Consider the following 21,744-nt stretch of genomic DNA (forward strand, 5'->3'; position numbering starts at 1 on the left):
GGGGCCAGCGGGCACCGCGCCTCCCGTCCGTCACGGTGTCGCGACCAGCGCCCTCAGGACGCGACCAGGCGCTCCACCGCTGCCACCGGGATGCCGACCCAGGTCGGCCGGTTGCGCGCTTCGTAGACCACCTCGTAGACGGCCTTGTCGACCTCGAACGCGTCGAGCACGGCGTGGTGTGCGCTCAGGTCGGCGCCGATCCCGCGCTGGTAGCCGTCGAGGAAGGCGGCGCGGGCCTCGCGGGCCCAGTCGGCTGCGTCCACCGGGTCGTCGTCGTGCGCGAGAGCGCCGGCGACGTAGTCGAACGAGCGGAGCATGCCGGCGACGTCGCGCAGGGGCACGTCGGGCAGCGAGCGTTCGTCGAGCGGGCGCAGGGGCTCGCCCTCGAAGTCGAGGAAGACCCATCCGCGGGGCTCCGGTGCCGAGAGCACCTGGCCGAGGTGCAGGTCGCCGTGGATGCGCTGGAGTGCCGGCCACTCGACCGCCGCGGCGCGCTCGTAGACGGCGCGGACGGCGTCGGCGTGCTCGGCGATCGCGGGGACCTCGGCGGCGGCGGTGTCGAGGCGGCTGCGCATGGTCTCGATCGCGGCGGCGACGCGGTCCGGGGTGGCGGGCACCGTCGGCATCACGCCCGCGAGTGTCACGTGGATCTCGGCGAGCGCGGCACCGAGCCGGTCGGCCCCGGCCGCGAACGAGTCGCCACGGCGGGCGTCGTCGAGCGCGACGCGCCAGGCGTCGTCGAGACCGGGCAGGAACTCCTGGGCGAAGGCGAGGTGTCCGCTCGCGATGCCGTCGTCGCGCCCGGTGTCGGGCCACTCGCCGTGCAGTGCGCCGAAGACCTTCGGGACCCGCGCGGACCCGGCTGCCGAGAGCGCCTGCTGGGTCGTGACGTCCGGGTTGTCGCCGTGGTGGAGCACGCGGAACACCTTGACGATGACGGTGCCGTTGTCCTCGGTCTCGCAGATGACGGAGGTGTTGGACTGTTCGCCGCGCAGCACGCGGGCGCTCGTGACGCGGCCGATGGGTCGCAGGGACTCCTCGCCGGCGTCGATGCGCCCGAGGAGCCAGCGCGCGTAGGCCGGGTCGTGGGGGCCGTCGTACTGCGTGCCCTCGGGGTCGATGCGCGCGGACTCGAGTTCGGGGACGGGTGCGCTGTGCTCGGTGACGGGCACCTGGTAGAGCACCGCTCCGGTGGCGGCGTCGTCGATGACGAACCGCGTGGTCACCCGCGCTTCGTCGGTGGTCTCGTCGATCTCGGCGATCGTGCGGAGGTCGGGGACACCACCCTTCGCCGCGTACCAGCGCTGCTGAGCCATCCACTGTGCGACGTCGGTCATGCCTCAGGACGCTACGCGACGGCGGCACCGGCCGTCACAGGTCCTCCACAACGCGTGCCCACCGTCTCGCTCTCCACAGGCTGCGACTCCCCCGGTGCCGACCGAGTCGCGGCGGACGACACTGTCGCCATGGACACGCAGAACGCACCCAGCGACACCACCGCCGGAGCACTCGCCGAGCCCCGGCGGTCCTGGCGCATCCCCGACGACCGGCGACTCCCCGCGCTCGAGCCCTACGCCCACGCCGTCGAGCGGACGCCACCCCTCACGGTCCGCGAGACCCTGTGGGACACGGCGGGACGGACCCTGGCGTTCGCGGGCGTCGAGCTCCTGCGGGCGGAGGGGCCGGCGGGCGGGGGCACGGCGGCGGGTGGGGATGGCGCCTGGTCGATCGACCGCGGGGACGGGCCGGTGCCGCTGCCGTCGGACAGCGGGGGCGAACCGAGGCCGCCGCGGGACGCCGTCGAGGTGTTCCTGCGCGGGCAGCCCCTGCAGGTCGTCCGGGTCCGGGACACCGCGACCACGCTCGTGGTCCTGCGTGGCAAGGACGGCCGGGTCCGAGCCGAGGTCGCCGACGTGCGCGTGGACGAGGGCGACCCGGACACGGCACTGCTCCGCAGCGCGCGGTGGTGGGCGCTGACGGACGACGGGGACCCGGGCTCCGTCTCCCGAGCGGTCGAGCGGGCACTCCTCGACGCGGCCGAGGACCCCGGCCGCGGACCGAACGACCCCGTCCCGCGACTGGCGCCTGTCCGTCGTCCGGCGGTGGACACGGCCCGACGACCCCGTCCGGGCACGGCGGCGGCGTTCGTGCGCGGGGTGGTGGCGGACCTCCGCGCCGAGCTCGTCACGATCGACCCACGGGTGCGGGCCGACGAGCGGGAGGCCGTGCACGACCTGCGGAAGGTGCTGCGCCGTCTGCGCAGCGTGTTGGCGGTGTTCCGTGGGGCGCTCGACCGGGACGCCACCGAGCAGCTCCGCGGTCGGTTGGCCGAGGTCAGCGGGGTGGCCGGCACAGCACGGGACGCCGAGGTGCTCCGCGACCGGCTGCTCCGCTCGGCGTCGCGGGCACCGCAGGGCTACGTCGACGCCGACACGCTCGACCGGCTCGGTGCGCAGTTCGAGGACCACCGCAGGACGACGGCGGCCGAGCTCCGGCGGGTGATGAGCTCCGCTGTGTGGTTCGCGGCGCTCGATGCTCTGGACGACCTGGTCGAGACCGCTCCCCCGGGGCAGCACGCCACCGACGCCGCCACCGTCTTCGTGGCGAAGCGCATCCGGCGCGAGCGTCGGCGGGTCCTGGCGCTGATCGAGGACTCCGTCACGGGTGCGGGTGCCGGCGACGAGGACCTCGCAGTGCTGCACGGACAGCGGAAGGGAGCGCGCCGCCTGCGGTACGCGCTGCAGGCCGCCGGTGACACGGCAGACGTCGGGAAGCGGCGACTCGGACGGCTGCGGCGGGTGCAGGACACGCTCGGGGACGCCCTCGACGCCGCGCACGCTGCCGACGCCTACCGCTCGGCCGCGGCGCGCGATGCGGGTACGGGTAGGCGTGCGGGTACGGGTGCGGGGTCCGACTCCGGCGCGTTCGTGCTCGGGGTGCTCGCGACGACCGAGCGCCTGGTCGTCGAGCGGCAGGTCGCCGAGGGCCGCCGGCTGCTCACCGGGCTCGGCGCCGCTCTGCGAGGATGAGTGCGTGCCGCACTACCTCGAGGACCTCGCCGCCGGACAGACCTTCACGACCCCTGGTCGGACGATCACCGAGGCCGACGTGGTGTCGTTCGCCTCGTGGACGAACGACAACAACCAGGTGCACACGGACGTCGAGTTCGCCGCGCGCACCCGGTACGGCCAGCGGATCGTGCACGGGATGCTCGGCGCCTCGCTCTGCGTGGGGCTCATCGCCCGGACCGGTGTGTTCGAGGGCTCCGCGGTTGCGCTGCTCGGGATCGACCAGTGGCGATTCACGGCTCCGGTCTTCATCGGGGACACCGTCACGTGTCAGGTCGAGATCCTGTCGACCCGCCTGACCAGTTCGGGCACGACCGGCATCGTCGAGCGCATGGTCACGCTCCGCAACCAGCACGACGAGGTCGTCCAGCAGGGGCGCATGGACGTCATGGTCCTGACGCGCGCCGCTGCGATCAGCTGACGCGAGCCCGGGCCGAGCCTGGTGCCGGTGCCGGTGCCGGTGCCGGTGCAGCCGATCGGCGCGTGACGATGTGCGGATCGTCCTCCTGACGGCTCGCATCACGGTTTACAACGATGTACTAATGCGTCAGCATGGGTGCATGAGCACGCTCGACGGCACCGTCGCCGCACCCACCAGCGCATCAGCAGGCCTCCCCCTCGCCACGCAGCAGGACGGCTCGTACCCCCGGCCCCAGATGCTCCGCGAGCACTGGGCCGACCTCGACGGGACGTGGTCGTTCCGGAACCAGGGCGACGACAGCGCCTGGCGATCGGGCTTCCCCGACGCGCGGGACATCACCGTGCCGTTCCCGCCCGAGTCCGTGGCGTCGGGCATCGACGAGCCCGGCTTCCACCCCGTCGTCTGGTACTCCCGCACGCTCACCCGAGCAGACCTCGACGCCGCCGGCCTCGGCGACGCCGCGCCCCGGCTCGTGCTGCACTTCGGCGCGGTCGACCACCGCGCGCGGGTCTGGATCGACGGCCAGTTCATCGGCGAGCACGAGGGCGGTCACACGCCCTTCGCCTTCGACGTCACCGACGCCCTCGGCACGGACCCCGACGCCGAGCACACCCTGGTCGTCCGCGCGGAGGACGACCCGCACGACCTGACGCAGCCCCGCGGCAAGCAGGACTGGCACGAGGACCCGCACACCATCTGGTACCGCCGCACCACCGGCATCTGGCAGACCGTCTGGCTCGAGGCCGTCCCGAGCGCGTCCATCGCGTACCTCCGTTGGACGAACGTCGACCACGCGACGCTCCGACTGACGGTCCGCTTCGCCGGGGTCCGGACCGGTGGGGAGCGGCTGCGCGTCGAGGCCCGCTGGGACGAGCACGACGAGCACCTCGCGACGATCGAGTCCACCGTCGGCGACACCGCCACCGAGTTCGACGTCCTCGTGCCCCTCACCCGCCAGGCGAACGGGCAGGCCGAGGACGAACTGCACTGGTCGCCAGAGCACCCCCGCCTGGTCGACGCCACCGTCGCCCTGCTCTCCCGCGACGGTGAGCCGATCGACACCGTGGCGTCGTACTTCGGCGTCCGCACGGTCGGGATCGACGGCGGCGCGTTCCTGCTCAACGGGCGCAGCCACGACGTCCGCAGTGTCCTCAACCAGGGCTACTGGCCGGACTCGCACCTCGCGGCCCCGTCGCGCGAGGCCCTGCGCCGTGAGGTCGAGCTCATCAAGGAGCTCGGCTTCAACGCGGCCCGGAACCACCAGAAGATCGAGGACCCGCGGTTCCTGTACTGGGCCGACCGCCTCGGGCTGCTGGTCTGGGGCGAGGCGCCCGGCGCCTACGAGTTCTCCCCGCGCGCGGTCCAGCGGCTGATGCGGGAGTGGATGGACGCCGTCGAGCGCGACGCCTCGCACCCCTCGATCGTCACCTGGGTCCCCGCGAACGAGAGCTGGGGCGTGCAGCACATCGCCACGGACCCGGCGCAGCAGGCCTACGCCCGGTCACTCGCCGACGTGACACGAGCGATCGACCCCACCCGTCCGGTCATCTCCAACGACGGGTGGGAGCACCCCGACTCCGACATCATCACCGTCCACGACTACGAGGGCGACGGCACCCGACTCGCGGCCACCTACGCCGACGACGCCGCGCGCACCGAGCTGTTCCACGGCATGGGCCCGGCCGACCGGCGCGTGCTCGTCGGCGGGGCGGAGGACCTCGGCCAGCCGGTGATGCTGACCGAGTTCGGGGGCGTCAACTACCAGCCCGGGTCGAAGCGCGAGGACGCCTGGGGCTACACCTCGGCCACCGACGGCGACGACTGGATCACCCGCATCACCGCGCTCTACGACGCGATCCGCGCGAGCTCGTTCCTCGCCGGGTCCTGCTACACGCAGCTGACGGACACGATGCAGGAGACCAACGGCCTGCTGAACGCCGACCGCACCCCGAAGGTCCCGATCGAGCAGATCCGGCGCGCGGTCACCGGGCACTAGCCGGGAGGGCCGCCCCAGGGAGCAGGAATGGTCGGGTCCACGAACTGGACCCGACCATTGCTGCTCCATCGACGCCTCCGTGCCCGCTCGTGGTGGTCGCGGACCGGACAGCGGCCCCGGTCTGCGAGGATCGTGCGGGTGACGAGCGTGGCGGAGACGACCCGGTCCTCCCGGCCGCTCCTGCGGACACTGCTGACGGGACGACACAGCGGGTGGACCGCGCCGCTCGTGATCTGGCTCGGCTCCCGGATCGTCAGCACGGCGCTGCTGGTGACGATGTTCGTGGTCGCGACGGAGAACGGGTGGGACTTCGCGTCGTACCGGCGCGACCCGTCCTTCGCCACCTTCTCCGGCTCGTGGGACGCGTCCTTCTACCGGACCATCGCCGAGCACGGGTACCCACGGACGCTGCCGACGGACGGGGACGGCAACGTGCTGCCCAACCCGTGGGCGTTCCTGCCGGTGTTCCCGGCCCTCGTCCGCGCGGTGATGGCCGTGACCGGCGGGTCGTTCTGGGTCGCCGGTGTCGTCGTCGCGACCCTCGCGGGAGCCGGTGCCTGCGTGCTGCTGTACCGCCTGGTGCTCGCCGTCGGCTGTTCGCACCGTGCGCGCTGGGCGACGGCGCTGTTCGCGTTCGGGCCGACGGGGTTCCTGCTGCAGGTCGCCTACGCGGAGAGCACCGTGCTGCTGCTGCTCTTCGGTGGCCTGCTGGCGCTGGTGCGGCGGCGGTACTGGCTCGTCGCGGTGCTCGGGACGGTCGCGGCGTTCACGAAGCCCGGGGTCCTGGCGCTCGCGGTCGCCCTCGCGGTGCACCTGGTCGTGCGGTGGGTCGCCTGGGTGCGTGCCGGTCGGGACGCCGGGGGCTTCCCGTGGCGCGAGCGGGTGGCGATCGTCGGCGCGGGCCTCGTCGTCGCCGCGGCCGGGCTCGCGTGGCCGGTGGTCGCCGGGGCGGTGACGGGTCGGTCGGACGCCTACCTGGCGACGGAGCTGTCGTGGTGGGTGGGGTTCGTCGGCCGACCGCACTTCACGCCGATGACGCCGTGGTTCCTGATGGCGGGAAGGTGGCTCGGGCCGATCGGCATCGTGCTCGTCGTGGCGGTCCTGGCAGGAGCGGTGTGGTTCTTCCGGCGGCGGGACGTCCGGGCCCTCGGTCCGGAGGTCGTCGGGTTCGCCGGGGCGTACGCGCTCTACCTGGTCGCGGTGTTCCTGCCGCAGCAGAGCCTGCCGCGGTTGCTCATGCCGATGGCGCCGCTCCTCGGGTCGGACGTGTTCGTCCGGACGCGGCGACGGGCGGTGACGTGGCTGCTCGTCGGGGTGGGGCTGCAGCCGGTGGCCGTCGTGCTGCTCTGGTTCCTCGGGTTCCCCTGAGGCTCGCGGCTCGCGGCACGCGAAAGCGCGGATCGAGCGGGCGGCGGGCGGCGGCGGCGGCGAGCAGCGGTCGGAGCGCGAGGTGGCATCGCACAACCGGGATCGCCTCGAACCATGGACGTCAGCGGCGCGAGCCGACATTGGTGGTGCGGTGTCGATCGGCGCCGGCAACAGGGGCCAGGACGCTCGCGAGCGGGGTCGCGCTAGGCGTCGAACGTGTGGAACCAGGCGGTGCCGCCCGGGTGCTGCAGCGTGATCATCTCGTCGAGGTCGCGGTAGGGGCCGTCCTGGTTGTGGCTGGCCGACTTGATGCGGACGGTGCCGTCGGGCTCGGTGAAGACCTCGGACACGATGGTGGTGTGGTCCGGGGAGTCGTTGTGGTTCCAGTCGAAGAAGACGATGTCCCCGACCCTCACCTTGTCCCGCTCGTCCAGGGAGCGCCGGGTGAGGCCGAACGTGGCAGCGTTGGCGTCGAGCCACGGGTCCATCGTCGGGCAGTACGTCCACGTGGCCGAGTGCGCGGCGCCGCCGGAGCGGTTGTACCAGTCGTCGCGCTGCTTCCAGCCCCGGGCGACGAGCGTCTGGTTGACGTAGTTCGCGCAGTCGCCGCCGATCGGGTTCATGGTGCCGTACTCGGCGAGGTTGTAGTCCTTCCAGTGCCGCATCGCGTACTCGAGCTGGCGGTCGACCGCGGTGAGCGTGGCGTACGCGAGCGTCGTCGTCGCGAGGGCGGCGGACGCGTCGGGCGTGGGCGGTGCTGCCGGCGTGGTCGTCGCGGCGTCGCTCTGGGTCGCGCCGCTCTGCCCGTCGTTCGCCGCGCTGCCGTTGCCGTCCGAGCTCTGGTTCGCCGAGGCCACCGGGGCGATCGCGTCGGCGAAGAGCGCGACGTCCGCGTCGCCCGCCGTGTACATCGCCTGGTGCGGGGCGGTGAAGGTCACCGTCGTGGCGGTGGCCTTGACGTCACGCGCGGGGACACCGCCGACGGTCACACCACGGACCGCGGCGAGCCCGGCACCGGTCACCGTGACCGTGACGCCGCCGGTCAGCGGGACCTGCGCGGGCGTGAGGGCCTTCGCGGTGGCCGCGCCCGAGCCGGAGCCCGCAGCCGAACCGGAGGCAGCAGCCGAACCCGAGGCCGCGCCGGACGCCTGACCCGCCGCACGCGACCCACCCGCTCCAGCCGTGGAGGCGCCGGAGCCCTTCGGGGCGTCCGACGAGCAGGCCGCGGCGACGAAGCCGATGCCGGCGACACCCGCGAGGGACAGGAGCGAACGACGTGTGAACGAGGAAGTCATGACCCCGTCAGCGTACGGGACGCCCTCCGACAGACGACGGGACGCGCGGGCGCTCAGACCGCGGCGCTGGCACCGGTGACGTTCACCATCCAGGTCACGCCGAACCGGTCGGTCAGCATGCCGAACTCGTCACCCCACGGCGCGACGGTCAGCGGCTCGATGACCGTGCCGCCCTCGGACAGCGCCGCGAAGAACCGGCGGAGGTCCTCGGCGTCGTCACCGGACACCGACAGCGAGATGTTGCTCGTCGACGAGCGCTCCATGCCGTTCGGGGTGTCGGACCCCATGAGCAGGAACCCGTTCGGCGTCACCAGCTGGCCGTGCATGATCTTGTCGACCTCGGCCGGGTCGTCGGAGGCGTGCATCTCGCCGAAGGTGCCGAGGCTCAGTTCACCGCCGAACACCGACTGGTAGAACTCCATCGCCTGGCGGGCGTCGTCGCGGAAGCCCAGGTAGGGGCTCAGGTGCGAGGTCATGGCGGGACTCCTCTGTCCGCCCGGGCGACACTGCCCGGTGCTCAGCGTCAGCGTGGCACGGGCGGGGGCGCGCCGCAACGATGTGACGTCACCTCACAGCATCACCGCCGGACAGCAGAACGGCCCGGAACCGTGGGGTTCCGGGCCGTTCTGTCACGTGGTGGAGCTAAGGGGATTCGAACCCCTGACCTTCTCATTGCGAACGAGACGCGCTACCAACTGCGCCATAGCCCCAAGTGCTCGACCACACTAGCACCGTCGTGGAGCGGAACCGAAATCGGTCCGCGGCCCTCGGGCGTGCCGTCGGTCAGACCGCGCGACGGCGCCGCATGATCGCGTCGAGGTCGGCCTGTTCGTAGGCGTCGTCCCCGATGACCCCCATGCCGGCCCACTTGCTCGGCGGCGTCTGGGCGACCGGTGCGGTGGGGTCCGGCGTGGCCCGCAGCCCGAGCCGCTCCGCGAGCGTGCCCTGGTCGTGCGCCGACAGGGCCGTGGCCGCCTCGTCGACGTCGGGACGCATCCGCGACACGGTCGCGAGCGACGGGTCCATCTGTCCGGCCCGGATCGCGGCGACCTCGGCGTCCGCCTCGGCCTTGGCGGCCGCGACGCGCTCCTTCAGCCGAGCAGCGAGCTCGGCCGACGACTCCGGCGCGGCGGCGGGAGCGGCGGGCTTCTCCACGTAGAGGGGCTTCGGCACGCGTGCCGGCGTCCAGCTGCGGTCGGTCTCGGACGGCTCGGCAACGGTCTCCGTCCGCAGCGGCGGCGCCGGGTCCGTCCACGCGCTGGCCGGCCGGGAGGCTCGGCTGGCGTCCGGCGCGGACGCCGCGGCACGGGTCTTCCGCGCCTGGGCCACCTGGTGCAGCTGGGCGAGGACGACCGCCGAGCCACCGGCGGCGACGATGCCGGCGACGGCGATGAGCCAGGCCGAGGGGGCGGCGACGAGGACGACGAGCGCCACGACGAGGCCGAGGGTGCCGAGCAGGGTCGCGCCGAGTCGGGAGCGACGCATGCGCATGGCGGTGAGTGCTGGCACGGAGGACGCCTTCTCGAGCGCAGGGGCCTGTTCGGCCAGTCGACGGGTGATCTCGCGCTGCCGCGCAGCTTCGTGCGCGCGGACGATCGCGGCGCGCTTGGCTTCTTCCGACTTGGCGACCTTCTGCGCCTCGGCGAGGGACTTCGCGTTCATCTCGATGCGCACCTCGTCCGGCAGCTCGGCCGTCTGCGCGAGGATGCGGAGGGTCTGCTGCAGGCGGATGGCGTTCCGCTCGGTGGCGAGGTACTCACGCCGTGCGGCCCAGGACGGCATCAGGTACACGAGCCACAGCACCGCCGCGACCAGCAGGACGATGCCGCCGCCCCATGACCCGAATCCCATGGGGGAAGGCTAGGGGTGGCCGTTCACCGCACCCGTGATTGGGGGACGTGTGTTGCGCGAGTCGCGAGCAGATCCACGGGAGGCGGGGCGAGCCTCCCGGCCGGACCCACGCACCACGTGGCGGACCTCAGTGGTAGCGACGACCCGTGTCGATCGGGGCGGCGGCCTCGTCGCGGGCCGCGAGCGGAACGCTGCCGACACCGGGCGGGACGTGCCCGCCGACCCAGCGTTCGAGGACGCCCTCGCGCACCTCTTCCGCGACGAGGGCGAAGCAGAAGTGGTCGCGCCAGTCACCGTTGATGTGGATGTAGCGACGGCGGAGGCCCTCGTACCGGAACCCGAGCTTCTCGACGACGCGGAGCGACGGGGCGTTCTCCGGGCGGATGCAGATCTCGAGACGGTGGATGCCGACGTTGCGGAAGCAGTGGTCGGTCGCCAGGGCGACGGCGATCGGCGTGACGTTGTGACCCGCTGCGCCCTCGACCACCCAGTACCCGATGGACGCACTGGCGAGCGAGCCGTAGCTGACACCGGAGACGTTGAGCTGCCCGACGAAGCGGCCGTCGAGCTCCATCGCGAAGGGCAGTCCGAGTCCCGCGCGGGCGTTGGCCTGGAGCGCTCGGATGCTGCCGCGGACGTCGGTGGAGACGTGCCCGGACGGGTTGGTCGCCTCCCAGGTGCTGAGCCAGGAGCGGTTCGTCGCGAGGGCCACGTCGAGGTCACGCGAGTCGCGGAGCCGGAGGGGGCGGATGGTGACCCGTCCGTGGGACAGGGTCGGGATGGTCGTCATCGGGCGGTTCCTCCGGTGCCCCGGCGGTCACCGGGACGGGTGTCCCGTGCGGGTCCGGCTGCACCGGGCCCGCACGGGATGGGTCGACTCATTCGCCCGCGTTGAACTCCTTGAGCCACGACTTGAGGTCGGGGCCGAGGTCCGCGCGGTCCGAGGCGAGCTGCACGATCGCCTTGATGTAGTCGAGTTTGTCACCCGTGTCGTACCGGCGTCCACGGAAGACGACGCCGTACACGCCGCCGGTCCACTCCTCGGCGCTCGCCATCTTCATGAGCGCGTCGGTGAGCTGGATCTCGCCGCCCTTGCCCGGCTCCTGCTTCTCGAGGACGTCGAAGACCTCGGGACGGATGACGTAGCGGCCGATGATGGCCAGGTTCGAGGGCGCCTCGCCCTGTGCCGGCTTCTCGACGAGGCCCGTGATCTTCACGACGTCGTCGGTGTCGGTCGGCTCGACCGTGGCGATGCCGTAGAGGTGGGTCTGCGACTCCGGGACCTCGAGGAGGGCCACGACGGTGGCGTTCTTCTGGCCCTGGACCTCGATCATGCGCTTGAGCAGCGGGTCACGGGCGTCGATGATGTCGTCGCCGAGGAGGACGGCGAAGGGTTCACGACCGACGTGCATCTTGGCGCGGAGCACCGCGTGGCCGAGGCCGAGCGGGTCGCCCTGTCGGACGTAGTGCATGTCGGCGAGGTCGGTCGACTGGTTGACCTTCTGGAGCTTCTCGTGGTCGCCCTTCTTGCGGAGGGTCTCCTCGAGCTCCGACACGTGGTCGAAGTGGTTCTCGAGCGCGTTCTTGTTGCGCCCGGTGATCATCAGCACGTCGGTGAGACCGGCGTCGACTGCCTCTTCCACCACGTACTGGATGGCTGGCTTGTCGACGACGGGGAGCATCTCCTTCGGCATCGCCTTGGTCGCGGGGAGGAAGCGAGTGCCCAGCCCTGCAGCTGGGATCACCGCCTTGGAAATCTGGAAGCCCATGTCGATGACCGTATCCGATGGGGGTTGCGGGGTCATGTCGCCGGAACGGAGGACACGGGCTTTGCGCGGAGGTCTGGCGGGTTCCCGCACCGACCCGCTCGCACCGCGGTCGTTAGACTCCTGCGCATGATCCCCGATCTCGGCAACGAGAAGCGCGCGCTGCGGGCCGAGCTCCGGCAGCGGCGACGCACCAGGACCACCACCGAGCGGGACACCGACACCGCCGCACTCACCGCGACCCTGCAGCGGTTCGCTGAGGAGCGGCAGGTCCGGTCCGTCGCGCTGTACCTGTCGGCGTCGGACGAACCGAACGTCCGACCGTTCCTGAACTGGGCGTTCGAGCACGGCATCCGGGTGCTCCTCCCCGTCACCCGCGAGGACGGCCTGCTCGACTGGGCGGTCGGCGACGGGTCCTCCGAGACCGAGGGCCTGTTCGGCATGCCGGAGGTCGTCGGCGAGGTGCTCTCCCCGCTGGCGATCAACGACGTCGACGCGATCCTCGCCCCGGCCGCGGCGGTCGGGCACGACGGCGTCCGGATGGGCTGGGGACGCGGCTACTACGACAAGACCCTCGGGTCCATGGCGAACCGTCCGCCCGTCTATGCTGTGATCTTCGACGCCGAGTACCTCGACGAGGTCCCGCGCGAACCCCACGACGAACCCGTCGACGGCATCATCACGCCGTCACGCATCATCACGTTCCGGAGTTAGACGTGCCCACCTACTCGTACCGCTGCACCGAGTGCGGCACCGCGTTCGACATCAAGCAGTCCTTCTCCGACGCCACGCTCACCGAGTGCCCCACGTGTGGCGGGGTGCTCCGCAAGGTGTTCTCCCCCGTGGGTGTGACGTTCAACGGTGGCGGCTTCTACCGGACCGACTCGCGGCCGACGCCGAAGGGCGAGGGGTCGGGGTCATTGTCCTCGTCGGGGTCGTCGTCGTCGGACGCCAAGCCGGCTGCGGCCAAGCCCGCGTCCGGGTCGTCGTCGGGGTCGTCGTCGTCTGGCTCCTCCTCGTCGGGCTCGTCCTCGTCCGGCTCCTCCTCGTCCGGCTCGTCGTCGTCCGGCTCGTCCGCGTCCTGACCGGGTCTCCGCCGCGCCGATAGGTTGAGGGTGTCGCCGACCGGCGGCCGTCCTCGACCCGGAAGGAGTCCCGCATGAAGGGCTTCAAGGAGTTCCTGCTCCGCGGCAACGTGATCGACCTGGCCGTCGCCGTGGTGATCGGTGCCGCGTTCACCGCGATCGTCACCACCATCGTCAGCGCCCTGATCAACCCACTGATCGGTGCGGTGTTCAACGCGTCGAGCCTGGACGAGGCGCTCGTCTGGAAGATCCCGACGGTGTCCGGCGGCCACGCCTCGATCCTGTTCGGGGCGGTCATCGGCGCGGTGATCAACTTCCTCATCGTCGCCGCGGTCGTCTACTTCGCACTCGTCGTGCCGGTGAACCACCTCAAGAAGGTCGCCTTCGAACGGGTGAAGAACGACATCGAGCAGACGCCGCAGGACGTCCCGCCGACCGACGTCGAGGTGCTGCTCGAGATCCGCGACCTGCTCCGCACGCAGAACGGGGAGCCGTCGAACACCGGCTCGGGTGCCCACGTCGCGCCGAGCACCGCACCCCAGGGCCCCGGCATCGGCGGCTCCACGAAGCTGTAGCCCGGGCGACGCAGTCGGCTGTCGCACGACACCGGTGTTCCGCGGGGACGTGCTGCCGCGAGACACCGGTGTTCTGCAGACGCGCCGCGGACAACCGCGGCGCGAATGCACGACACCGGTGTCTTGCGACAGGGGCGCCGCGGACAACTGCGGCGCGAACGCAAGACGCCGGTGTTCTGCAGCCCAGACCCGCGGCCGGCCGACAGCGTGGGCTACGCGGCGACCGACCGCTCGCGCCGGCGCTTCGCCACGAGGGCCATCACGTACTGGGTACCGGCGACGACGTGTCCGGCGGTGCCGAGCCACACGAAGACGAGCGCCGTGACCCGGATCCAGGAGTGCTCCGACGCCCACGACGTCGACGAGAACAGCAGCACCGGCAGCCCCACGAACAGCAGTGCCGACCGGATCTTGCCCGTCCAGGACACGTCGAGGTCGGGGTCGCCGTTGAACCACACGCTCGACAGCAGGGCGAGCACGGCGTCGACGACCACGATGACGACGACGACGATCCACGGCAGCAGCCCGACGAGCACGAGCGACAGCACGATCGCGATGATCGCCAGGCGGTCCGCGACGGGGTCGAGGGCCTTGCCGAGCTTGGACGTCTGGTTGAACTTCCGCGCGATGAAGCCGTCCGCCCAGTCCGAGACACCGAGCACCACCAGCGAGACGAGCGCCCACCCGGGGTGGTCCTGGACGACCAGGGTCACGAAGACGGGGATGAGCAGGAACCGAATGAGCGTGATGAGGTTCGGCCAGGTCTGCCAGTCGGGGCGGGTCCGCTGTGCGGCGTCGGTCATCGGGTGCTTTCGATCGGGTTCTGAGGTCCCCAGCGTACCCATCACCAGTGTGGAGGCCGGTCCCCGAGCAGGCGGGCGTCGTTCTCGCCCGAGGCGTGCCGCTCCGGCTCCGGTGCGGGAGCCGGGTCGGAGCCCGGCACCGGCTGGGTGGTGACGCGTCTGCTCGGCCGAGCCGAGCCTCCTCCCCGTTCCGTGGTGACTGCAGGACCGACGGGAGGCTCGACGACCGTCGCGTCGTCGGCTCGCGTCCACGTCCCGACCAGGTGGTCCGTGTCCGGCGTGACCGGACCGGTGGGCCGGGAGGCCCGCCTGCTCATCGGCGGGCGGGGCCCGTCGTGGGCACGCGGGGACCGAGATCCTGCCTGCTCATCGGCGGGCGGGGATCGGTGGTATGGAGATCTCCTGCGTCGCCCCACGGTCCACGCCGAGCACGGCCGCGACGGTGTTCGCCACGCGGTCCGGGTCGGAGAACAGCTGGAACGCGTGCACGCGCACGTAGTGCCAGCCGAGTCGACGGAGCACCTCGGGCCGGAGTCGCAGCGACTCGCGCAGCGACCCCTTGACCAGCGACGCGTCGGTCTCGATCGTGACGCAGACCCCGCCGTGCGCGGCGACCAGGCCGAGCTTGCCGCGGTGTCCGAGCGCGACCGGGATGCCGCGCATCTCGAGCCGGCGGGCCAGGTCGACGAGCAGCGGGTCGGAGTCGTCCGGCACGTACTCGGCGGTGGTGCGGGCGCGGACCTCGGCCAGGATCTCAGCGAGGGCGACGGTGCCGTGGCCCATGCGTTCGGCCTCGATGTCGGACGGCTGGAAGCACGTGACGATCACCATCGAGCGGCGGGCACGGGTCATGGCGACCGCGAGCAGGCGCACGCCGCCCGGCTTGCCGAGCGGACCGAAGTCGCGGAGGACCCGGCCGTGGGGCGTGCGACCGTAGCCGATGGAGAACACGACGCGGTCGCGGCTCTGGGCCACGGACTGCTCGAGCGTGGCGACGATGAACGGCTCGGCACGATCGCCGATGACGAACTCGGTCAGGTCCTTGTGGCCCTGCGCCGCGGTGAGCACGGCCTGCTCGACGCGCACGGCGTGCTTCGCCGACGCGGTGATGACCATGAGCGACTCGGTCGGACGGGTGCGGGCGTGGTCGATGACGAGCCGGACCACGCGGTCCACCTCGGCGTCGACGCTCTCCACGGCGCCGGACTCCGGGTCCGGCACGGCCTTGCCCTCGCTGACGTAGTCGAGGGCGATGGACCCGTGCCCGAGGAACGAGCCCGCCCAGGGCAGCGACTCGATCCGGCCGCCGTAGAAGCGACGGTTGACCAGCTCGGCGAGGTCCTCGCCGCCGGCGCGGTACGACCGCGTCAGCGACAGGGTCGGCAGGAGCGTCGAGAGCTTGGCGAGCGCGGAGTCGGCGTGCAGGGCGTCGAGCGTCTCCTCGTCCACCTGGAGTGCGCGGTGCGCGGGGTCCACGGCGATGCGGAACGGCGAGGGTGTCTGCGTGACCGGGTCACCGAAGACGACGGTCTGGCGGGCACGGCGCACGGCGTCGACCGTCTCGGCGATGGTCACGGCGCCGGCGTCGACCAGGATGACCGTGTCGAACGGCATCGTGTCGGCGATGTGCGGGACCTCGTACGGCGATGCGAGCCACACCGGGGCGATCGACCGGGACAGGTGCGGGGCGGAGTCCTGCAGGAGCCGCGAGGTGATCGCGCCGTCCTTGAGCTGGGACTTCAGCGCTGCCGCCTCTTCCGGCCAGTCGACGAGGCCGACCTTCCAGTTCTCGGCGAGCTGCCACGCGAGGCCCTGCGAGACGCCGGCCGCGTGCGCGTCGTCGACGAGGCGGAAGTCGGCCTCGACCCGGTCGAGCATGTCGGTGTTCGCGCCGAGCAGTGCCCGGTCGGACTCGAGCATGGTCTCCAGCGCGGACTGCCACCAGGCGAGCTCGAGCTCGGCGGGCACCTGGGTGTCCGGCACGTGGCGGTTCGCGAGGTCGGTGATGAGGGGCTCGAGCTGCAGGTCGCGCAGGGTCTGCATGAGCTCGGTGCGCTCCTGCAGGTTGTGCAGGACGTCGGACTCCTCGGCGAGGGTGCCGATGTACGGCAGGAGCTGGTCGACGGGCACGTTCGCGAGCTGCTCGTCGCGGCTGCTGCGGCCGAGCGGCTCGTCGAGGCGCGCGAGGTCCTCGGTGACGTTCGAGTAGAGCACCTGCACGTCGGCGATGCCCGTGGGCACCTCGGGGGCGACGCCGGCGGCGACGTAGCGCTGCCACAGGACGCGCTGCTGCTGCACGCGGGTCAGGGCCTCGTGCAGGTCGGACACGTGCACGCCCGGTCGGACGTACTCGCGCGCGAGCTTCTTGAGCCGGCGACGGTTGGTGCTCGACATCGGAGCGCCCTCGCCGCGCGGGGCGGTGGCGGCGACGAGCTCGGACACGGAGCGGTCGAACACGACGGGCAGGAAGCGGTCGAGCGTGTCACGGATCTCGGTGAGCAGGCGGAGGTAGATGCCGAGCTCGTTGATCGTCGTGAACTGGCGCATCCGGGTCGTCGCGATGAGCTCGTGCGCGCGCTGGAGCAGCGTCGGCAGGGACCCGCCGTGCAGTTCCTTCGCGATGCGGTGCGCACGCTGGGCACCGTCGCTCGAGGAGAACTTCGCGCCGTACCAGGGCGAGTCGTCCGGGCCGTAGCGGAACTCGCCGAGGTTCGCGGCGCTGACCATCGTCTCGGCGACGCGGGACCGGCCGGTCACCATGGCGCTGACGGACTGCTTCGACAGTCGGGCGGTCGTCGACGGCGGCACGGGCAGGAGCGAGAGCCGGGACAGCTCGACGAGGCAGTCGAGCACGCTGACGCCGAAGTCGGCATCGGTGCGACTCAGGGCACCGCGGTAGTCGGTGAGGACCTTGCGGAGCCGGACCAGGGCGTCGTCGACCTCGCGGAGGTTCGGCCGGGTCGCCTTCTCGTTGCGGGCGATCGCGCGGACGACGTCACGGCGGAGGGTCGCGGGGGTGACCGCGACGCCCGGCAGCTGGACCTCGCCGAAGCGGGCGGCGATCCCGCGCAGGGTCGCACGGCGCGGGCTGACCACGAGGACGCGCTTGTTCGCGGCGACGAGGCCGCCGAGCGCGTTCACGATGGTCTGCGTGCCGCCGGTGCCGGGCAGGGTCTTCACGACGATCGAGTTGCCGGCCGTGATCTGTGCGATCACGTTCTCCTGCTCGTCGTCGGCGTCGAGGAGGAGCGTGTCCGTGTCGGGGCTGCGCTCGTCCGACGGGGTCTGCTCGACCGGGTGGTACGACTGCTCGACCTGCCACTTGGCGCTCGGGTTGCCGGCGAGGGCGTCGAGCACCGGGTGGGACAGGTCCTTCGTGTCCTCGACCAGGCCGACCGCGACCTCGGCGAACGTCGACACGACGAGCCGGGCGTGGACGGAGAAGCCGGGGATGTGCGCCGTGAGCCCGCGGAGGCGGTCGATCACGGGGTTCGGGGTGAAGGAGCCGTCCTGCTGCGCGAGCGCGACGAAGGACTGGGCATCGAGCGTCACGCCGAACTGCTCGCGGAGGGCGTCGGCGAGCGCCGGGTTGAGCACGGGTTCGCCGAGCAGGCGGACCTCGAAGTCGCGGCCGTGGCGGCGGATGGCCAGCGGACGCAGGAGCACCGGGCCGCGGAACTGCTCGTCGGCGTGCTTCCAGTCGGCCATGCCGATGCCGAGGTTCACGGCGTCGATGCCGCGGACGGTGGCGAGCTCGGTGCCCTTGGCCTCGACGTGCCCGGCGGCGATGCGGGCCGCGCGCAGGGCGACCTCGTCGCGGATCAGGCTCGAGAGCAGGGTGGTCTTGCCGGTGATGAACTGCGCGAGGCCACCGGGGTGGGTCGTCGAGAGCTCGATCCTGGCGCGGGGGTGGTCCGCGAAGTGCACGAGGGGGCTGGCGCCGCCGACGCCCGCGAGCTGCTCGCGCCAGGCGTCCCAGACGGGCTCGGCGGCGTTCGTCGCGGTGAGCCGCGGGTCGCCGAGGGAGATCGCGTGCGGGCTCGTCACCTGGAGTTCGGGCTGGAGGGACCGGCCCAGGTCGTCGCCGTCGTGCTCGATGTCTGCGCCGGTGGTGGCGTCCGGAGTGCTCGTCGTGTCGTCCTGATCGTCGCGGTGGTCGTCGTGCGCCTGGCCCCCGGGCGCGTCGGAACCCGTGACGGGGACGTCGTTCACGTCGTCCTCGCCGTCGGTCACCCTGTCCGCACGCCACACAACGCCCACTGTAAGCGGAACCGCGGCACCACTCCGGCAATGAACCGTGGTTTCGGCAAGATCGGCGGGGTCCTGGACAGGTTCCGGCGGCGTCGTCTGTGGTACCAACGTGGCATGGCCATCGACGACCGACCCGCCCCGCCCACCACCGCTCCGTCCCGGCGTCGATCGGTCCCCGCCGAGATCTCGCGCTCGTGGCTGCTCGTCTCGGGCACCGCGTCCGAGCGCTTCGACAGTTCGGTCCGGTCCCGCGCCGACCAGGTGATCCTCGACATCGAGGACGCCGTCGACCCCGCCGCGAAGCCCGCGGCCCGGTCCACCGTGGCCGAGTGGCTCACGGGCGGCGGTGACGCCTGGGTGCGGATCAACGACGTCACGACCGACTTCTGGGAGGACGACGTCGAGGAGCTGCGCGGCCTGCCCGGGCTGCAGGGCGTGATGCTCGCGAAGACCGAGAGCCCGGCTCAGGTCACCGACACGTGGCACCGGCTCGGCGGGCACACCCCCGTGATCGCCCTGGTCGAGTCCGCCGTGGGCATCGAGGAGTCCGTGTCGATCGCCAAGGCGCAGGGGGCGTTCCGCCTGGCGTTCGGCAGCGGTGACTACCGCCGCGACACCGGCACCTCGGCCGACACCCTGGCGATGGCCTACCCGCGGTCGCGGCTCGTCGTCGCGTCCCGCGTGGGCGACCTCCCGGGGCCCATCGACGGCCCCACGGTGGGTTCGTCACACCCGATCCTCCGCGAGCAGTCGCAGGTGGCGGTGTCGCTCGGCCTCACCGGCAAGCTCTGCCTGGACACCGAGCAGCTGCCCGTGATCAACGAGGTCATCTCCCCCACCCCGACCGACGTGGCGTGGGCGCAGGACTTCCTCGACGACTTCGAGGCCCGCGGCCGCGTCATCCGCGACGGCTCCGACCTGCCGAGGCTCGGGCGCGCCCAGAAGATCCAACGACTCGCCGAGGCCTTCGGCGTCGAAGCACGCTGAGGACACGATGACCTGGTCAGCACCCGACCCCGCCCACCGTCCCGACGACGCAGCCGCCGCCTGGGCTCGCGGTGGCTCGACGCTCTTCCCGCCCGGCAAGCTCGCGGACCGGATCTCCACCGTGCTGCTGCTGGTGTTCGGGGCACTGCTGACGGTCGTCACAGCGATCGTGGCGGTCGTCGCGATCGCCTCGGCCACGGCGTCGTGCGACGCGGCTGCCGGGTGCACCCCCGGTGGCTGGTTCGGCGGCGCGGCGATCGCGGTCGGCGGGGCGTTCGTGATCGGCGTCGCCACGGTCGTGCTGTCTGTCGGTGCCTGGGTGCGGCGGCGGACGTCGTGGTGGATCGCGGCGGTCGGCTTCGTGCTCGCGATCGTGTGCATCACGGTCGGCGCGGTCATGTTCGTCGATGCGTCCGACGACGGCGCGGCGACGGGGTCGAGCAGCAGCGTCGCCTGAGCGGGGTCGGTCGGGTCGCCCGACTCGGAACGACACCGTCGCTGTCGGACGACCTCGGAGTTGTCGCAGCATGCAGACGCACTGGTGGACACCGCACCGGTCGAACGACTGCTGCGATGTCGGACCACGCACACGCCGCACATCCGGCCGCATGATCCGACACGACGGACGTCGAACGACACGTGCGGCGTCGCACGATGCGGACGCAGGCTGCGGGCCCTGGACCCGGCCACCCACCGGACGGGAGGCTCGGTGCCGGGCCGCCACGAGCCTCCAGGCCGGTGGGTGCGGACCACGCGCGACCCGTTCCTGAACCCCGCCGCGCGGCACAGCGCATGCTGGGCCCATGAAGCAGCGAACCATCGGTGACACCGACGTCAGCGCGATCGGACTCGGCGGCATGCCGATGTCCATCGAGGGACGACCCGACGAACGGCGTTCCATCGCCACCATCCACGCCGCGCTCGAAGCGGGCGTGACCCTCATCGACACCGCGGACGCCTACCACCTGGGCGGCCACGACGAGGTCGGCCACAACGAGGAGCTGATCGGGCGCGCGGTCCGCGAGTTCCACGGCGACGCCGGCAGCGTGCTCATCGCCACGAAGGGCGGACACCTGCGGCCCGAGGCCGGCAACTGGACGCAGAACGGCGACCCCGCGTACCTCAAGGAGGCGGCCAAGGCGTCAGCGAAGCGCCTCGGCGTCGAGACGATCGACCTGTACCAGTTCCACCGCCCGGACCCCGCCGTGCCGTACGCGGACTCGATCGGGGCGCTCGCGGAGCTCCTCGACGAGGGCGTCATCCGGATGGCGGGCATCTCGAACGCCGACGTCGACCAGATCCGGCAGGCGAACGAGGTCCTCGACGGGCGCCTCGTCTCCGTGCAGAACCAGTACTCGCCGGCGTTCCGGTCGAGCGAGGCCGAGCTCGAGCTCTGCGACGAGATGAGCATCGCGTTCCTGCCGTGGAGCCCGCTCGGCGGCATCGCCGGCGCGTCGGACCTCGGCACGACCTACCAGGACTTCGCCACCGTGGCGCGGGACCGTGGGGTCACGCCGCAGGTCATCGCGCTCGCGTGGGAGCTGGCGAAGAGCGACGTCGTCATCCCGATCCCCGGTGCGTCACGCCCGCAGTCGATCCTCGACTCCGTGACCGCGGCCACCATCCGCCTCCGTCCGGAGGACGTCGACCGACTCGACCGGTCGCTGGCGACCGCCTAGTCCGTCCTCCCAACGGGACGCGCCCCGACCCTCCTGACAGGAGGACCGGGGCGCGTCCCACGTGTGGGTGGGGTCAGTCGCTGACCGGCCGTGCTCGGCTCAGCCGCAGACCTTGCTGAGCGACTTCGTCGAGGACTGCGCGTCCGTGATGGCCGACTGCAGCTTCGACGCGTCGGCCGACCCCGGGGCCTTCGCGTACGTCTCGAGCTCCCCGACGAGCTTCGAGAACGACTGCTCGAACTCGGACGCCGCCGCGTGCACCTGCTCGTTCGTCACGGCGTCGGTGGCGGACTTGAGCTTGCTGTCGAACTCCTGCAGTTCGGAGACGGCCTTCTCCGGGTCGCTCTGCAGGTTCGCCGACTGCTCCTGCAGCTGGCTCGCGACGGACTTCATGTCACCTTCGAGCGACTTGCACGCGGCCGCCTTGGACTGTCCCTCGGGCGCGGCCGCGTCGCCGCCGGAGCCGCCCGAGGCGCAGCCGGCGAGCAACAGGGCCGTGACGACGGCGGTGGTGAGTGCGGCGGTCTTCTTCATGGTGGTCCCCCGGGTCGCATGGCGAGCCGTGGGCCCGACCGGGACCACGGAGCGTGCCCGAGCGT

At 72.1% G+C, this 21,744-nt stretch carries 18 protein-coding genes, 1 tRNA gene and 1 pseudogene; 10 read left to right on the forward strand and 10 right to left on the reverse strand.

From position 1 onward, the window contains the following. Positions 1-53: 53 nt before the first annotated feature. The gene (locus ITJ68_RS17765) at positions 54-1,337 is read right to left on the reverse strand and encodes a maltokinase N-terminal cap-like domain-containing protein (protein WP_194663310.1); all 1,284 of its coding nucleotides are present in this window, start codon (positions 1,335-1,337) and stop codon (positions 54-56) included. Between the two features lie 129 nt (positions 1,338-1,466). Here ITJ68_RS17765 and ITJ68_RS19255 point away from each other — a divergent pair, with 129 nt between their 5' ends. The 4 genes from ITJ68_RS19255 to ITJ68_RS17780 all read left to right on the forward strand — a co-directional run bounded on the left by ITJ68_RS19255 (position 1,467) and on the right by ITJ68_RS17780 (position 6,853). After that, entirely contained in the window at positions 1,467-3,029 is a 1,563-nt protein-coding gene (locus tag ITJ68_RS19255; RefSeq protein ID WP_228506045.1) for a CHAD domain-containing protein, read from the forward strand. A 4-nt stretch (positions 3,030-3,033) separates the two neighbouring features. Further along, positions 3,034-3,489, forward strand: a complete 456-nt coding sequence (locus tag ITJ68_RS17770; protein ID WP_323743368.1) for a MaoC/PaaZ C-terminal domain-containing protein — start codon at positions 3,034-3,036, stop codon at positions 3,487-3,489. 139 nt (positions 3,490-3,628) lie between these two features. Next, positions 3,629-5,485, forward strand: coding sequence for a glycoside hydrolase family 2 protein (locus tag ITJ68_RS17775; protein WP_194663314.1), 1,857 nt, complete (start codon positions 3,629-3,631; stop codon positions 5,483-5,485). A gap of 138 nt (positions 5,486-5,623) precedes the next feature. Next, a complete protein-coding gene (locus ITJ68_RS17780; protein WP_194663316.1) occupies positions 5,624-6,853 on the forward strand; it encodes a hypothetical protein in 1,230 nt (409 codons plus the stop codon). A 203-nt stretch (positions 6,854-7,056) separates the two neighbouring features. Here the strand turns inward: ITJ68_RS17780 and ITJ68_RS17785 are convergent, their stop codons facing one another. The 6 genes from ITJ68_RS17785 to galU form a co-directional block, all read right to left on the reverse strand. Beyond that, positions 7,057-8,148, reverse strand: a complete 1,092-nt coding sequence (locus ITJ68_RS17785; protein ID WP_194663318.1) for an amidase domain-containing protein — start codon at positions 8,146-8,148, stop codon at positions 7,057-7,059. 53 nt (positions 8,149-8,201) lie between these two features. After that, positions 8,202-8,624 (reverse strand): VOC family protein, encoded by a 423-nt coding sequence (locus ITJ68_RS17790; RefSeq protein WP_194663320.1) that lies wholly within the window; start codon positions 8,622-8,624, stop codon positions 8,202-8,204. 158 nt (positions 8,625-8,782) lie between these two features. After that, positions 8,783-8,858, reverse strand: a tRNA-Ala gene (locus ITJ68_RS17795). 73 nt (positions 8,859-8,931) lie between these two features. Further along, positions 8,932-9,999: a hypothetical protein gene (locus tag ITJ68_RS17800; protein ID WP_194663322.1), complete on the reverse strand. Its 1,068-nt coding sequence runs from the start codon at positions 9,997-9,999 to the stop codon at positions 8,932-8,934. Positions 10,000-10,126: 127 nt separating this feature from the next. Further along, on the reverse strand, positions 10,127-10,789 hold the full coding sequence (locus tag ITJ68_RS17805) for a GNAT family N-acetyltransferase (protein WP_194663323.1): 663 nt from the start codon (positions 10,787-10,789) through the stop codon (positions 10,127-10,129). An 88-nt stretch (positions 10,790-10,877) separates the two neighbouring features. Further along, complete coding sequence (gene galU / locus ITJ68_RS17810) at positions 10,878-11,768, reverse strand: UTP--glucose-1-phosphate uridylyltransferase GalU (RefSeq protein ID WP_194663325.1); 891 nt, start codon at positions 11,766-11,768, stop codon at positions 10,878-10,880. 126 nt (positions 11,769-11,894) lie between these two features. Here galU and ITJ68_RS17815 point away from each other — a divergent pair, with 126 nt between their 5' ends. The 3 genes from ITJ68_RS17815 to mscL all read left to right on the forward strand — a co-directional run bounded on the left by ITJ68_RS17815 (position 11,895) and on the right by mscL (position 13,425). Further along, complete coding sequence (locus ITJ68_RS17815; RefSeq protein ID WP_194663327.1) at positions 11,895-12,479, forward strand: 5-formyltetrahydrofolate cyclo-ligase; 585 nt, start codon at positions 11,895-11,897, stop codon at positions 12,477-12,479. Between the two features lie 2 nt (positions 12,480-12,481). Beyond that, entirely contained in the window at positions 12,482-12,850 is a 369-nt protein-coding gene (locus tag ITJ68_RS17820) for an FmdB family zinc ribbon protein (RefSeq protein ID WP_194663329.1), read from the forward strand. A 74-nt stretch (positions 12,851-12,924) separates the two neighbouring features. Next, positions 12,925-13,425: a large conductance mechanosensitive channel protein MscL gene (gene mscL / locus ITJ68_RS17825; protein ID WP_194663331.1), complete on the forward strand. Its 501-nt coding sequence runs from the start codon at positions 12,925-12,927 to the stop codon at positions 13,423-13,425. 212 nt (positions 13,426-13,637) lie between these two features. Here mscL and ITJ68_RS17830 read toward each other — a convergent pair whose 3' ends face one another. Both ITJ68_RS17830 and ITJ68_RS17835 read right to left on the reverse strand, forming a co-directional pair. Further along, complete coding sequence (locus tag ITJ68_RS17830) at positions 13,638-14,228, reverse strand: CDP-alcohol phosphatidyltransferase family protein (protein WP_194663333.1); 591 nt, start codon at positions 14,226-14,228, stop codon at positions 13,638-13,640. Between the two features lie 366 nt (positions 14,229-14,594). Beyond that, positions 14,595-18,461: an AAA family ATPase gene (locus ITJ68_RS17835; RefSeq protein WP_323743369.1), complete on the reverse strand. Its 3,867-nt coding sequence runs from the start codon at positions 18,459-18,461 to the stop codon at positions 14,595-14,597. Positions 18,462-18,593: 132 nt separating this feature from the next. On the opposite strand from ITJ68_RS17835, the gene ITJ68_RS17840 reads away from it, so the two are divergent. The 3 genes and pseudogenes from ITJ68_RS17840 (at position 18,594) to ITJ68_RS17850 (ending at position 21,145) form a co-directional block, all read left to right on the forward strand. Further along, positions 18,594-19,466: an HpcH/HpaI aldolase/citrate lyase family protein gene (locus tag ITJ68_RS17840; RefSeq protein ID WP_194663335.1), complete on the forward strand. Its 873-nt coding sequence runs from the start codon at positions 18,594-18,596 to the stop codon at positions 19,464-19,466. Then, positions 19,456-19,923 (forward strand): annotated as a pseudogene (locus tag ITJ68_RS17845) (DUF6264 family protein); the annotation flags it as partial. The gene ITJ68_RS17840 and the pseudogene ITJ68_RS17845, both read left to right, overlap by 11 nt. Positions 19,924-20,269: 346 nt before the next feature. Beyond that, on the forward strand, positions 20,270-21,145 hold the full coding sequence (locus tag ITJ68_RS17850) for an aldo/keto reductase (RefSeq protein WP_194663339.1): 876 nt from the start codon (positions 20,270-20,272) through the stop codon (positions 21,143-21,145). Positions 21,146-21,244: 99 nt separating this feature from the next. On the opposite strand, the gene ITJ68_RS17855 is transcribed toward ITJ68_RS17850, so the two are convergent. Further along, positions 21,245-21,679, reverse strand: coding sequence for a hypothetical protein (locus ITJ68_RS17855; RefSeq protein WP_194663341.1), 435 nt, complete (start codon positions 21,677-21,679; stop codon positions 21,245-21,247). Positions 21,680-21,744 lie beyond the last annotated feature (65 nt).

The organism is Curtobacterium sp. VKM Ac-1395 (genome assembly GCF_015350975.1).
Lineage (GTDB): Bacteria > Actinomycetota > Actinomycetes > Actinomycetales > Microbacteriaceae > Curtobacterium.